Source organism: Streptomyces sp. TRM68416 (genome assembly GCF_014596915.1).
Classification (GTDB): Bacteria; Actinomycetota; Actinomycetes; order Streptomycetales; family Streptomycetaceae; genus Streptomyces.
The window spans coordinates 77,253-90,646 of record NZ_JACVWU010000021.1 but is presented as its reverse complement, the minus strand read 5'-3'; the positions used below and the strand labels follow the sequence as shown (position 1 = coordinate 90,646).

Genomic DNA, 13,394 nt, shown 5'->3' with positions numbered 1-13,394 from the left:
CCGCCTTGGCACACTGGCCGCGTGCCCCACACCGTTCTGCTCGCCGAAGACGACCGCGCCATCCGGCACGCCCTGGAGCGCGCCCTGACCCTGGAGGGCTACCGGGTCACCGCGGTCGCCGACGGTGTGGAGGCGCTGGCGCAGGCCCACACCGCGCCGCCGGACGTGCTCGTCCTGGACGTGATGATGCCGGGCATCGACGGCCTCCAGGTCTGCCGGGTGCTGCGTGCCGAGGGCGACCGCACGCCGATCCTGATGCTGACGGCGCTCGTGGAGACCCAGGACCGCATCGCAGGACTGGACGCGGGCGCCGACGACTACGTGGTCAAGCCGTTCGACGTGGAGGAGGTCTTCGCCCGGCTGCGCGCCCTGCTGCGCCGCACCGGACAGGAGCCGCCGGTGGTCGTGGACGTACCGGCCCCGGCGCCCGAGCAGCGGTTGGTGGAGGCCGCCGGGCTGCGCATGGATCCGCAGGCGCGCCGGGCCTGGCGCGGCGGGCGCGAGCTGGAGCTGACCCGCACCGAGTTCGAGCTGCTGGAGCTGCTCGTACGGAATGCGGGAATCGTGCTCGACCACTCCACCATCTACGACCGCATCTGGGGCTACGACTTCGGGCCCGGCTCCAAGAACCTCGCCGTCTACGTCGGTTATCTGCGCCGCAAGCTCGACGAGCCGGGCGCGCCCGCGCTGATCCACACGGTGCGCGGTGTGGGTTACGTGCTGCGGGAGAACTGAGTGGGCCGCGTCGGGCGGCTGCGGCTGCGGCTGCTCAAGGGCCGGCGTCCGCGGCTGGTCTCACTGCGCACCACCTTCGCGGTGTCCTTCGCCGCGGTGGCCGCCGCCGTCACCGTCGTCGTCGGCATCCTCTCCTACAGCGCCGCCGCCCGGCTGGTCCGCGTCGACCAGCAGTCCGTGTTCGACGAGGTCGTGCAGGACCTGCGCGACGAGGTGCGCGAGCGCCGTATGGACCCCGAGGACTTCTCCTCCACCGCGCCCGGCCACGACCTGGTACGGCCCGCCCGCACCGATGTGCAGGTGCTGGGCCCGGACGGCTCGGTCGTCGACCCCGGCGATCCCGGGCTGCCGGTCACCGACGCCGACCGGCGGATCGCGGGCCGGCAGGTGTCCGGGCGCACCGTCGTGCACGCGGACGTCGACGTCGGCAACGACGTCTACCGGGTGGCGACCGTCTCGCTGGGCGGCGGCCGCGGGGCGGTGCAGGTCGCGCAGGAGTTCAGCAACACGGAGGACCTGCTGCGGGCCCTTCAGCAGCGGACGCTGGTCCTGATGTCCGCGGTGGTCGTCGGCGCGGGACTGTTCGGCTGGTGGCTGGCCTGGCGCATCACCCGGCGGCTGATCGTCCTGACCGCGGCGGCGGAGGACGTCGCCCGCACCCGGCACCTCGGCGTCCAGGTGCCGGTCGCCGGCTACGACGAGGTGGGGCGCCTCGGCCGCGCCTTCGACCGCATGCTGGGGCGGCTCGCCCAGTCGGAGGAGGACCAGCGGCGGCTGGTGCAGGACGCGGGGCACGAGCTGCGTACGCCGCTGACGTCGCTGCGTACGAACATCTCGCTGCTGCGGCGCATCGACGAGTTTCCGCCCGCCACGCGTGAGGAACTCGTCGCCGACCTCGCCCAGGAGGCGCGTGAACTGACCGATCTCGTCAACGAGTTGGTCGACCTGGCGGCCGGGCAGTCCGACTCCGAGCCGCCGCAGCGGGTCGATCTCGCGGAGCTCGCCGAGGATGTCGCGGGGCTGGCCCGGCGGCGTACCGGGCGGAGCGTCGTGGTGCGGGCCGGCGGGTGCACGGTCGTCGACGGGCGGGCCGGGATGCTGCAGCGGGCGTTGTCCAACCTCGTGGAGAACGCGGCGAAGTTCGATCGCGACGCAGTGGCGCCGATCGAGATCAACGTGGCGGGTCCTGCGGTGCCGGGCACGGTGCGGGTCGAGGTGCTGGACAGGGGGCCCGGGATCACCAAGGCCGATCTGACCCATGTGTTCGACCGCTTCTACCGGGCCGCGGATGCCCGGTCCCTGCCGGGGTCGGGGCTGGGGTTGTCGATCGTGCGGGAGGTCGCTCTGGCACACGGCGGCGCGACGTTCGCCGCGCGGCGGGCCGGGGGCGGGACGGTTATTGGGTTCACGGTGGGGGCGGGTGGTTATCGGTAGAGCTTGGGATCGGGTTCGCGGTGGGGGCGGGCGGTTGTCGGTAGAGCCTGGGATCGGGTTCGCGGTGGGGGGCGGGCGGTTGTCGGTAGGGGCTGGTCGGGCACTTGTCGGTGGCGTGCCTGCGTTTGCTTGCGGCCTTCTTCGTCTGCTCGGCCTTCTTCGTCTGCTCGGGCACCTTCGTCTGCTCGCGGCCCTCGTGCGGGCGGCACCCCCTAGGTAGGGTCACCGACCCCTTTCCGGGATGTCCCCGATGGTGTGGGTATGGGAGCACTTGGTCTGCTGTTCTCATGAACCGTCAACTGTCCTCCCGTGGACTCCTCGTCGCCCTTGCCACTCTTGCCGCCCTTGCCGTCGCAGCCGTCGCGCTGGGAGCGCTCACCGGCACACCGGCTCGGTCGGCCCATCAAACTCCGCCCCGATTAGACGCGGGCGGACCGGCCGCGCACGCGAGGACCCAGGCCGTACTGAACGAGATCGTCGCGCAAGGCACCCCCGGCGTCATCGCCCGGGTACAGGACGCGCGCGGCGTGTGGGACGGCCGGGCCGGTGTCGGTGACCTGGTCACCGAGCGGCCGAGGAACACCGACGAGAAGTTCCGTATCGCCAGCGTGACCAAGACCTTCACCGCCACGGTGCTGCTCGGCCTCGAAGCCGAGGGCAGGATTTCGCTGGACGACAGCGTGGAGGAATGGCTGCCGGGGGTCGTGCGCGGCAAGGGCTACCGGCCCGGGAACATCACCGTGCGGCACCTGCTCAACCACACGAGCGGCATCTTCGACTACAACATGGACGAGGGCTTCCGCGCCCTGTACGCGGGGGACGAGTTCGACCGGAACCGCCACACCAAGTGGTCCCCGCAACAGCTGGTGGACATCGCGCTCGCCCACCCGCCCAACTTCCAGCCGGAGCAGGGAAGTCGGCCCGGCAGGCCAGGCAGGTGGGACTACTCCGACACCAATTACGTCGTCGCCGGCATGATCATCGAGAAGGCCACCGGCGGCACCTACGCGCAGGCGGTGGAGCGTCTCGTCATCCGGCCGCTCGGCCTGCGTGGCACGAGCGTGCCGGGCACCGCGCCCCAACTGCCCGCACCGCACGCGAGGCACTACTCCACGCTCTTCCAGGACGGGCCGGAGGCGAAGGTGCGCGATGTCACCGAGTTCAGCCCCACCGTCGCCTTCTCCGCCGGACAGATGATCTCGACCGTCGGAGACGTGAACACGTTCCTGTCCAAGCTGCTGGCCGGTGAGCTGCTGCCGCCCGCCCAGCAGCGGCAACTGCTCGACGCCGTCCACGTCGACGGCGACAAGGGGCACGGTGGTCCACAGGACCGCTACGGCCTCGGCATACGGCACTTCAAGCTCAAGGAGGGCTGCTGGGCGTGGGGCCACGGCGGCATGATCCCCGGCTCCGCGACCCGGGCGCTCGCCTCGGCGGACGGCCGACGCGTCATGACCATGAACCGCAATGGCGACTGGGGCGAGCAGCGGCTGGAGGACGCGGCCGTCGAGACCGAGTTCTGCGAGCGCTGAGTTCGACGCAGGCGCAGGCGCAGGCGACGGCGGAGGCGACGGCGGAGGCGACGGCGATGGCGGAGGCGACGGTGATGACGGTCCGTGCCTGATGGTCGCCGCCGGGCAGTGGTGCCGCGGACGGTGGGGACGAAGTGGGGGCCCCGCCGGTTGAGCGCGGCACGGGGGTGGATCCGTACCCCCACCTGACGGACCGTGCCCGGATGCGAGGATGGGGCGCCATGACAGCAGGGTGGTGTACGCGCACGATACGGGCCGCGGTGTTCGCGGCCGTGTGCGTGCTGCTCGCCGCCCTGGGCCACGTCCTGATGTCCGGCAGTCATGTACCGGGCCGGACGCTGCTGGCAGGCGCGGCCGTCACCGGCGGCGTGGGCTGGGCCCTGGCGGGGCGTGAGCGGGGCCTGCCGCTGATCCTGGCGGTCGTGGTGGCGGCGCAGACCGGGCTGCACGCGGGTTTCTCCTCCGCACAGTCGCAGGGCCGCCCCGCCGGGGACATGGGACCGGCGCCGCACCTGCACGCCGGGCACGCCATGCCGGTGGACGTCATGGACATGGGCCATGCGCATGCCCATATGGAGTCCGCCTCCGACGGCTCGTCGTCGTTCGGCATGCTCGCCGCCCACCTGCTGGCCGCGCTCCTCACCGGACTGTGGCTGGCCCACGGCGAGAGGGCCGCCTTCCGCATCCTGCGGGCCGTGGCCGGATGGCTGGCGGCGCCACTGCGCCTGTCGCTCGCCCGGCTCGTCGTTCCCCCGCGGCGCCTGCGCATCCGCGCACGCCGACGCCGCTCGGAACGCGCCCCGCGCCTCCTCCTCGTCCACGCGATCACTTCTCGGGGTCCGCCCGTGGGGCCTGCTGTCGCCTGACGACAGCCGGATTCCCGGGGCCGTGCACGGACACGGACACGCCCCGGGCCCCGGTCGTACGCCCCCGCAGGTGCCGTACGGCCGTCTCCCCATTTACCGGACCGCCCGCGTACGCGTGCGTGTGCGTGTGTGTGCCGGCGGTCCGGATCACGGATGACGAGAAGGACACCACGTGATCACTTCTGCCCCGCTCACCTCCCGCGAGCGAAGCGAGAACGCCGAGAACGCCGAGAACGCCGAGAACACCGAGAACTCCGCAAGACGGGCAGCCCTCGACGAGTCGACAACGGCATGGGCGCTCGCCGCCCGAGCCGGCGACACGGACGCGGTCGAGCAAGTGGTCCGCGCCCTGCACCGAGACGTCCTGCGCTACGTCGCCCACCTGTGCGCCGATCCCCAGGCTGTGGACGACCTCGCCCAGGACACATTCCTACGGGCACTGGGCAGCCTGCACCGCTTCGAGGGCCGTTCATCCGCCCGCTCCTGGCTGCTGTCCATCGCCCGCCGCGCGGTGATCGACAGCTACCGGCACGCCTCCGCCCGCCCCAGACTGTGCGACGTCCCCGACTGGCAGCTGGCCGTCGAGAACGCCCAGCCGCGTTGTCTGCCCGGCTTCGACGACGGCATCGCCCTCCTGGACCTCCTCTCCGCCCTCCCCACAGAACGCCGGGAAGCCTTCATCCTCACCCAACTACTAGGCCTCCCCTACGCCGAGGCCGCCGAGGTCAGCCGCTGCCCGGTCGGCACGGTCCGCTCGCGTGTGGCACGCGCGCGGGAGACCCTGGCGGACCTGGTCACCACCTGACCCCCGCCCCACACCCTGCACCACAGGGCCCGGCGCCCCTACCTGGGAAGGGCATGCGGGCCGCGGTGTTCGAGCGGGTACGGCGGGCCCGAGGTGGTGCGGGTCGTCGAGGTGGCGCGGCCTGTGGCGCGGGCCGGCGAGGTCCTTGTGCGGGTCAGCCGCAAGGTCGGCAGCATCGTCGTAGGGCTTCCCTCGCCCTCATCACTTGCCGAGACGGAAAGTCAGCAGTAGCTTTCCAGTATGGAAAGTGACGCGGTCGACCCCCGGGCGGCGCTCGACGAGGTGCGCCGGGCCCGGGGAAGGCTGAGCGAGCGGGTCGGGTCGCCGTGGTGGTTCCACGGCGGGCTCGGCCTGCTGGTCGCCCAGCAGGTTCTGGTGAACGGGGTGAGCAGGGGCCTGTGGACGGCCCTTTCGTTCGGGGTCCTCGTGGTCGGTGCGGCGGTGCTCGTGGCGTTCGACCGGCGGGCGACGGGGGTCACCGTCGCGTGGCCGCGTGGTCCGCGCGGGAACACGCTCATGGCGGCGCGCGCCATGGTCGCGCTGGTGAGCATCTGGGGCGCGGCGCTCATCGGGAGCGCCGGGCTCGCGGTGCTGATCGCCGTCGTCGCGTGCGCCGCGACGGTGCTGCTCGGATTCGCGTACGACGCCGGGGTGCGGCGCGACATCGCCGAGGCCGGAGAGCGGGGCGGTGCCGGGTGAGCGGTGCTGTGCCGGGGCCCCGGTTCGACGACGTCATCCACGCGCCGCACCGGCTGCGGATCTGCGTCGCGCTCGCGGCGGCCACGGAGGTCGAGTTCGCCGTCCTGCGCGAGGTGCTCGGGGTGGCCGACTCCGTGGTCAGCAAGCATCTGCGGACCTTGCAGGAGGCCGGGTACGTGACCCTCACCAAACCGACCGGCCGGGGCGGACGGGTACGCACCTGGGTCAGCCTCACCCGTGAGGGACGCCGAGCGCTCGACGCCCATGTCGCGGAGCTACGACGGCTCACCGACGGGCTGCGTACGACTCAGTAACGCCCTGTGCCGTGCTCCTCAGTGCGTGTGGCGGGGCGGCGGTGCCGGCAAGGCCGACCTCGCAAATCAGGATCGGTTCCTGCGCCCAGGGGTCCTGATGAGCCGGCAGGAGGCTGCGCAGCCCTGCCGATCGGTGGGAGCAGCCCCGCCGTGTGGCTGGAGTCGGCGTTTGTCTGGCCGCCTGACCTGTGCCGGGGCTCTAGGGTCGAGTCGGCATGGGCCGGGCGGCAGGGACGAAGGCGAGGCGGAGCGCGTGATCCGGGTAGTGGTGGTGGACGACGAGGCGCTGGTCCGTTCCGGCTTCGAACTCATCCTGGGGGCGGCCGAGGACATCGAGGTCGTAGCGACCGCCGGCGGGGGCGGTGCCGTGGAGACCGTGCGCCGGGAGCGGCCCGACGTGGTGCTGCTGGACATCCGGATGCCGGACGTCGACGGGCTCACCGTCCTGAGCGAGCTGCGCGCGATGCCGGATCCGCCGGTGGTGGCGATGCTGACGACGTTCGACGCCGACGAGTACATCCTGACCGCGCTGCACTCCGGCGCTGCCGGTTTCCTCCTCAAGGACACCGAGCCGGAACAGCTCGCCCACCTGGTGCGCACCCTGGCCGCGGGCGGCATCGTGCTGTCCCCCAAAGCCTCGCGGACACTGCTGCGCAACCACCCCGGCAGCGGGGCGGCCGTCGACGAGGAGGCGGCCCGCGTCCGGCTGCTCACCGCCCGGGAACGCGATGTCCTTGTCCTGGTGGCGGAGGGCCTGTCGAACGCGGACATCGGGGCGCGCATCCACCTGAGCGCCGGTACGGTCAAGGACCACGTCAGTGCCATCCTCACGAAGCTGCGGGTGACGAGCCGGGTGCAGGCCGCCCTGCTGGCGCAGCGGGCCGGGCTGCTCGACGAGCGCCCGCGGTCGCAGGCCGGACGATGAGCCGCGCCGCCACTGCTTGGCAGCGGGTTCCCCCTCCGGTCGTCGACGCCCTTCTGGTGGCGGCGGCTGCCGTGGACGTATGGCTGAACATGTGGGAGCACACGGGCCTCGGGGTCTCGCTGGCCGCGGTCGGCTGCGCCGCGTTGGCGTTCCGGCGCCGGTTCCCGCTCGCCGTGTTCCTGCTCACCCTGCCCGTCGCGCTGATGCAGGATGTCGCCGTCGCTGTGCTCGTGGCGCTGTTCACCCTGGCCGAGCGCTCCCGCGACCGCCGTCTCCTCGCGGTGTGCGTCGTCCTGGCAGCCGTCGCGGGCAGTACCCCGTGGCCCCTGGCCGAGGCCGACCGGACCATGACGCTGGTCTTCTTCGTGTACGGCCTGGCCACCTCCGCCGCCCCGGTCCTCTTCGGCCAACTGCTCCAGGCGCAACGGGACCTGGCGCGGCGGCTGGACGAGATCGAGGAGGCCAGGGAGCACGAGCGGGCCCTGCACGCCCAGGCCGTGCTCGCCCGTGAACGCGCCCAGCTGGCCCGGGAGATGCACGACGTGGTCTCCCACCAGGTCAGTCTGATCGCCGTACGGGCCGGAGCCCTCCAGGTCGCCACCAGGGACGCGGACGCCAAGGAGGCCGCCCGCACGATCCGTTCGCTGAGCGTCACCACGCTCGACGAACTGCGCACCATGGTCACGCTGTTGCGCGCCTCCGGCGGTCGCGCCACCGAGCTGACGCCTCAGCCCACCCTCGCCGACCTGCACCAACTGGTGGAATCAAGCGGCACTCAGGCGGAGCTGACCGGTGAGCTCCCGCCCGCCGTCGGCACCCCCGCCCAACGAGCCGTCTACCGCACGGTCCAGGAGGCCCTGACCAACGTACGCAAGCACGCGCCGGGCGCCGCGGCCCGCGTCGAACTGTGGCAGGACGGCGACGACGTCGGAGTGACCGTCACCAACACCGCGCCCACCCGCCCCTCCCTGGCCCTGCCCGGTGCGCAGCAGGGCCTGATCGGCCTGCGGGAACGGGCCGACATCCTGCACGGGACCCTGGAGTCGGGCCCGACGGCCGAAGGCGGCTACCGGGTACGGCTGCGGATCCCGCTCCGGGCGGACTGACCGACCGGAACTCCCTGCCGTCATCGGGCGCCGACCGGAACTCCCTGCCGTCATCGCGCGCCTGCCGGCGGCCGGGCGGCTGCCGGCCGCGCGTACAGCCGTTCCCGGGCCACCAGTTCCCCATAGGTGCCCACCGAGCGGACCCGGCCGGACTCCGGATTCCATGACGACGATCCGGTCGGCGCCGGTCATCCGCGGTGCCGGCTCTCAGGGAGCGAATGCGGCTGTCCTCTCGGCGAGGCGCACCAGCGCTTCGGAGGCCTCGGGGCGCACGACGTACAGGACGAAGGCGCCCGCCGCGAGCGTCAGGCCGAGGAGCTCCACGAACTCGCCCCTGTGCCTTCTGCCGGAGGGTGATGACGTGAGGGGGTCCTCGCGCTCGTCGTCTCGCGCCCGGTGTGTCACGCCTCCAGCCTCGGAGCCGAGCCGCCCCGCGCCCATCCGGCAACCGTCGGGTCCACCCCCGCCGAGTGGCTGGTTCGGTCGCTCTGGAGGCCGGCCGGGACGCGATTCCGCCGGTCGGCAGGGGTGCCCCCGCCGACCGGCGGGGGCCTTGCCGCGCACTGCCGGATGGTCCGCCCCGCGGCGCCCACGCGAGATTTTTCGTATGACACAGACACAGCCGCCGCAGGAGGCGTCAGCTCCGCGGCCCCGCACCTCGCCCGAGTCCGCCGCGCCCGCCTCGCCCGGTGCCTCGATGGGCCGCCTGGTCGGGGTGGACCTGGCCCGCGCGCTGGCGGTGTTCGGCATGTACATCGTGCACATCGGCCCCCCGCTGTCGGCCACGGACGGCGTCGCCCGCTGGATCCGGTACCTGGCCGACGGTCACTCGTCGGTCCTGTTCGCCACCCTCGCCGGGTTCTCGCTGATGCTGCTCGCCGGCCGCAGCGAGCCCAAGACCGGCCTGGCCGGCCGACAGGCGAAGGCCCGCATCGCGATCCGCGCCGTGATCCTGCTGGCGCTGGGCACCGTGATGGCGATGGAGTACGGCGGAGTCATCATCCTCGGCTTCTACGGCGTCTACTTCCTGCTCGCCCTGCCCCTGGTACGGCTGCGCGCCAGAACGCTCGCACTCATCGCCGCCGGATTCGCCGTCGTAGCACCGCAGTTGGCGTTCCTCCTGACCTCGCGGCTGAGCGAGTCGGTCCAGCAGAGCATCAACGCCTACGATCCACTGCGCCGCCTCAGCGAGGTGGGCGTGCTCGATCTGCTGCTCACCGGCTTCTACCCGGCGCTCACCTGGATGTCGTTCGTGATCGCGGGCATGGCGCTGGGCCGCCTCGACCTGTCCTCCGGCACCGTCCAGCGGCGCCTGGCCGCGCTCGGCGCCACCCTCACCGTGACCGCGTACGGCATGTCCCTGCTCCTCGCCGGAAAGGACGCGTTGCGGAGCATGGCGGAAGACGGGTCGTCGTCGGGCGGGTCCGGGTCGGTGTCCTTCGGCAGCGGGTCGGCACCCTTCGACGGAGGGTCGTTCCCCGACCTGCCGGCGTCGACGCTCCTGACGGCCGGGCCGCACAGCGGCACGACGTTCGACATCATCGGCAGCGTCGGAGTCGCGATCCTCGTGATCGTCGGGGCGACGGTGGCGATGGACCGCCTGCCACGACTGCGCCGCCTGGCCAAACCGGTCATCGCCGTGGGCACCATGTCCCTGACCGCCTACGTCGGCCACTTCCTCGCACAGTCCGCGCTGTCCCTGCCCGCCGGGACCAGCACCCAGCAGTCCTGGGGCCCGCTGCTCATGTTCGTCCTCGGCGCGATCGTGTTCGCCGCGCTCTGGTCCCGCTTCTTCCGCCGCGGCCCCCTGGAGTACCTGCTCCACGTCGCCACCAAGCCGGCGAAGCACATCAGATGAGACCGGACGGCCGAGACCGGGGCGGAGCGTGGAGGCGGGCCGCCCCGGCACAGCGAGGGCGGGGTCCGAAACCCCGCCCGATCCCAGCGAAACCCCGGCTCAGGGCCACACAAGGCAGTACGGCTGATGCCCCGCCTCATGCAACCGATGGCTGAAGTCCTGCCACTCGTGCAGCAGTTGGTAGACGTTGAAGGCGTCCCGGGGGCCACCCCGGTCCGGGACCGTGGACCAGATGAAGGCCGCCGCGCCGACGGCCTCCTCGCCTATGCCGCGCAGGGGGTCGACGACGGTCATGGGGAGTTTGACCACGGCGTAGTCGGGGTGGAGGACGACGAGTTCCAGGGGCGGGACCTTGTGGAGCGGGACGCCCTCGATGCCGGTGAGGACCATCGCGGCCATCGTCTCCGGCTTGATCTTGGTGAACATGCCGTTCATGCCGAGCTCGTCGCCGCCGAGTTCCTCGGGACGCATCGAGATCGGGACGCGGGCCGCGGTCGCGCCGTCCGGCGCGCCGAAGTACTTGTACGTCACCCCCACCCGACCACCATTCCTGCTCGACGCCCGGAGCCGGTCGTCCCGTCGTTCGATCCGCTCGGGCTCCTCACCCGGTACTACGTGTCCCTGGCGTGGTTCGTTCGATTCCTCCGCGTCGCGTCGGTGCCTTCCCCGCCGGGCACGTCGAGGACCCAGGCCGTCAGTCCCCTCGCCCAGTCCGCCACCGCGATGCATATCTCCACCCGACTGCTTTTCTAGGACGCGTGGCCCCCGCCGCGCAACCCGATCATCGTGTCAGTGACCTCCCCCACGGCCGCTCGCCGAAACGTGCGTTTGAAACACCTGTCCGCGGGATCTTGTATCTGCCCCCAGTTTCGCAGATCGCGGGCGGGCAGGGGCTGGTTGTCCGGTCAGCGGGGAGCGGGCGGGCGATCGACGCGGTGGCCGGGCGGCGGCCCCACGGTCCCCGGCGCCCCCTGCCCTACTCTGAGGAGGTCACTGGCAACCGGAGTCCGAGAAGTCGGGGAAGTCGCAGGTCATGAGCGAACTGCCTTATTCATACGAAGCGCCTGTGTCGCAGGCTCTATTCGACCGTGCGGCCGCCGTCACGCCCGGCGGCGTGAACTCCCCGGTGCGCGCCTTCCGTGCCGTGGGCGGAACGCCCCGGTTCATGGTGTCCGGCACCGGTCCGTACCTGACCGACGCCGACGGGCGCAGCTACGTCGACCTCGTGTGCTCCTGGGGCCCCATGATCCTCGGACACTCCCACCCCGAGGTGATCGCCGCCGTGCAGGAGGCCGTCGCGCGCGGCACCTCCTTCGGTACGCCCGGTGAGGGCGAGGTCGCGCTCGCCGAGGAGATCGTCGACCGGGTCGGGCCGGTCGAGCAGGTACGGCTGGTGTCCAGCGGCACCGAGGCCACCATGTCGGCGATCCGGCTGGCCCGCGGGTTCACCCGCCGCTCCAAGGTGATCAAGTTCGCCGGCTGCTACCACGGCCACGTCGACTCGCTGCTGGCCTCGGCCGGCTCCGGCGTCGCCACCTTCGCGCTGCCCGACACCCCGGGCGTCACCGGCGCCCAGGCCGGCGACACGATCGTGCTGCCGTACAACGACCTGGAGGCCGTACAGGAGGCCTTCCACCGGCACCCCGGCGAGATCGCCTGCGTGATCACCGAGGCCTCCCCGGGCAACATGGGCGTCGTACCGCCGCGGCCCGGCTTCAACCAGGGTCTGAAGGACGCCTGCCACAAGAACGGCGCCCTCTTCATCTCCGACGAGGTCATGACCGGCTTCCGCACGAGCCGCGCGGGCTGGTTCGGTGTCGACGGTGTCGTGCCCGACCTGATGACCTTCGGCAAGGTCATGGGCGGCGGCTTCCCCGCCGCGGCCTTCGGCGGCCGGGCCGACGTCATGGCCCACCTCGCGCCCGCCGGGCCCGTCTACCAGGCCGGCACCCTCTCCGGGAACCCGGTCGCGACGGCCGCCGGCCTCGCCCAGCTGCGCCTCCTCGACGACGCGGCCTACGACACGGTCGACGCCGTGTCCGCGCAGATCCAGGCCCTCGTCACCGAGGCGCTCACCAAGGAGGGCGTCGCGCACCGGCTGCAGACCGCCTCCAACATGTTCTCCGTGTTCTTCACCGACCGCGAGGTGCGCGACTACGAGGACGCCAAGAAGCAGGAGTCCTTCCGCTTCACCGCGTTCTTCCACGCGATGCTGGCGAACGGCGTCTACCTGCCGCCGTCGTCCTTCGAGTCCTGGTTCGTGTCCACGGCCCACGACGAGCGGGCCGTCCAGAAGATCGCCGACGCCCTCCCGGCGGCGGCCCGAGCCGCGGCGGAGGCCACGCAGGCATGAGCGACAACCAGGACATCACCGTCGTCCACCTCATGCGGCACGGCGAGGTCGCCAACCCGGACGGCATCCTCTACGGCCGCCTGCCCGGCTACCACCTCTCCGAACTGGGCCTGCGGATGGCCGACCGGGTCGCCGAGCACCTCGCCCCCCGGGACGTCACCTACGTCTGCTCCTCCCCGCTGGAGCGGGCGCAGGAGACGGCCACTCCGATCGCCAAGGCGCACGGCCTCGACCTCGCCACCGACGAGCGGCTCCTCGAGGCGGGCAACGTCTTCCAGGGCAAGACCTTCGGCGTCGGCGACGGCGCCCTGCGCAAGCCCGGCAACTGGAAGCACCTGGTCAACCCGTTCAAGCCGTCGTGGGGCGAGCCCTACGTCGACCAGGTCGTCCGGATGATGGGGGCGCTGGACGCCGCCAAGGACCGGGCGCGCGGGCACGAGGCGGTGCTGGTCAGCCACCAGCTGCCGATCTGGATCGTGCGCAGTTACGTCGAGCGGCGGCGGCTGTGGCACGACCCGCGCCGACGCCAGTGCACGCTCGCGTCCCTGACGACCTTCACGTACCAGGGCGACAAGATCGTCTCCGTGGGGTACGCCGAGCCGGCCATCGATCTGGTCCCGGCGCATCTGCGGGCGGGTGCCAAGCCGGTGAAGGGCAAGGACAAGGCATTCGGGGCGTAGGCCCACCAGGCCCTGGCCCCAGGCACACCACGTCCGCCAGGCCCACCAAGTGACGCCTTCGTGACATTTGTTGCTAAATGCCTGTGA

Annotated in this window: 13 protein-coding genes; 12 read left to right on the top strand and 1 reads right to left on the bottom strand. The window is 72.1% G+C overall.

The features are described from left to right. The first annotated feature begins 21 nt into the window (after positions 1-21). From ICC28_RS29630 to ICC28_RS29585, 10 genes are all read left to right on the top strand, one after another. Positions 22-735, top strand: a complete 714-nt coding sequence (locus ICC28_RS29630; protein WP_188291813.1) for a response regulator transcription factor — start codon at positions 22-24, stop codon at positions 733-735. Continuing rightward, complete coding sequence (locus ICC28_RS29625) at positions 736-2,169, top strand: HAMP domain-containing sensor histidine kinase (RefSeq protein ID WP_317454124.1); 1,434 nt, start codon at positions 736-738, stop codon at positions 2,167-2,169. It abuts the gene before it with no gap. A gap of 287 nt (positions 2,170-2,456) precedes the next feature. Continuing rightward, positions 2,457-3,701 carry a serine hydrolase domain-containing protein gene (locus ICC28_RS29620; RefSeq protein WP_223189822.1) on the top strand — a complete coding sequence of 415 codons (1,245 nt, stop codon included), beginning with the start codon at positions 2,457-2,459 and terminating at the stop codon, positions 3,699-3,701. A gap of 221 nt (positions 3,702-3,922) precedes the next feature. Beyond that, positions 3,923-4,567 (top strand): hypothetical protein, encoded by a 645-nt coding sequence (locus ICC28_RS29615; RefSeq protein WP_188291812.1) that lies wholly within the window; start codon positions 3,923-3,925, stop codon positions 4,565-4,567. A 172-nt stretch (positions 4,568-4,739) separates the two neighbouring features. Beyond that, on the top strand, positions 4,740-5,372 hold the full coding sequence (locus tag ICC28_RS29610; protein ID WP_317454123.1) for a sigma-70 family RNA polymerase sigma factor: 633 nt from the start codon (positions 4,740-4,742) through the stop codon (positions 5,370-5,372). A gap of 240 nt (positions 5,373-5,612) precedes the next feature. Next, a complete protein-coding gene (locus ICC28_RS29605) occupies positions 5,613-6,071 on the top strand; it encodes a hypothetical protein (protein ID WP_188291811.1) in 459 nt (152 codons plus the stop codon). Positions 6,072-6,079: 8 nt separating this feature from the next. Next, the gene (locus ICC28_RS29600; protein ID WP_188291810.1) at positions 6,080-6,385 is read left to right on the top strand and encodes a transcriptional regulator; all 306 of its coding nucleotides are present in this window, start codon (positions 6,080-6,082) and stop codon (positions 6,383-6,385) included. A gap of 253 nt (positions 6,386-6,638) precedes the next feature. After that, entirely contained in the window at positions 6,639-7,310 is a 672-nt protein-coding gene (locus tag ICC28_RS29595; protein ID WP_188291809.1) for a response regulator, read from the top strand. Beyond that, positions 7,307-8,416, top strand: a complete 1,110-nt coding sequence (locus tag ICC28_RS29590) for a sensor histidine kinase (protein WP_188291808.1) — start codon at positions 7,307-7,309, stop codon at positions 8,414-8,416. The genes ICC28_RS29595 and ICC28_RS29590 overlap by 4 nt, the downstream gene beginning before the upstream one ends. 607 nt (positions 8,417-9,023) lie before the next feature. Next, entirely contained in the window at positions 9,024-10,274 is a 1,251-nt protein-coding gene (locus tag ICC28_RS29585; RefSeq protein WP_188291807.1) for a DUF418 domain-containing protein, read from the top strand. A gap of 99 nt (positions 10,275-10,373) precedes the next feature. On the opposite strand, the gene ICC28_RS29580 is transcribed toward ICC28_RS29585, so the two are convergent. Continuing rightward, a complete protein-coding gene (locus tag ICC28_RS29580) occupies positions 10,374-10,811 on the bottom strand; it encodes a hypothetical protein (RefSeq protein WP_003974483.1) in 438 nt (145 codons plus the stop codon). A 496-nt stretch (positions 10,812-11,307) separates the two neighbouring features. On the opposite strand from ICC28_RS29580, the gene hemL reads away from it, so the two are divergent. Both hemL and ICC28_RS29570 read left to right on the top strand, forming a co-directional pair. Beyond that, positions 11,308-12,627, top strand: a complete 1,320-nt coding sequence (gene hemL / locus ICC28_RS29575) for a glutamate-1-semialdehyde 2,1-aminomutase (protein ID WP_188291806.1) — start codon at positions 11,308-11,310, stop codon at positions 12,625-12,627. Continuing rightward, complete coding sequence (locus tag ICC28_RS29570) at positions 12,624-13,307, top strand: histidine phosphatase family protein (protein WP_188291805.1); 684 nt, start codon at positions 12,624-12,626, stop codon at positions 13,305-13,307. The genes hemL and ICC28_RS29570 overlap by 4 nt, the downstream gene beginning before the upstream one ends. The last annotated feature ends 87 nt before the right edge of the window (positions 13,308-13,394 follow it).

What these genes read in the sequence shown, in the direction of transcription:
- ICC28_RS29620 (WP_223189822.1), top strand. Translation starts at nt 2,457, where the DNA reads ATGAACCGTCAACTGTCCTCCCGTGGACTCCTCGTCGCCCTTGCCACT.
- ICC28_RS29615 (WP_188291812.1), top strand. Translation starts at nt 3,923, where the DNA reads ATGACAGCAGGGTGGTGTACGCGCACGATACGGGCCGCGGTGTTCGCG.
- ICC28_RS29605 (WP_188291811.1), top strand. Translation starts at nt 5,613, where the DNA reads ATGGAAAGTGACGCGGTCGACCCCCGGGCGGCGCTCGACGAGGTGCGC.
- ICC28_RS29590 (WP_188291808.1), top strand. Translation starts at nt 7,307, where the DNA reads ATGAGCCGCGCCGCCACTGCTTGGCAGCGGGTTCCCCCTCCGGTCGTC.
- ICC28_RS29585 (WP_188291807.1), top strand. Translation starts at nt 9,024, where the DNA reads ATGACACAGACACAGCCGCCGCAGGAGGCGTCAGCTCCGCGGCCCCGC.
- hemL (WP_188291806.1), top strand. Translation starts at nt 11,308, where the DNA reads ATGAGCGAACTGCCTTATTCATACGAAGCGCCTGTGTCGCAGGCTCTA.
- ICC28_RS29570 (WP_188291805.1), top strand. Translation starts at nt 12,624, where the DNA reads ATGAGCGACAACCAGGACATCACCGTCGTCCACCTCATGCGGCACGGC.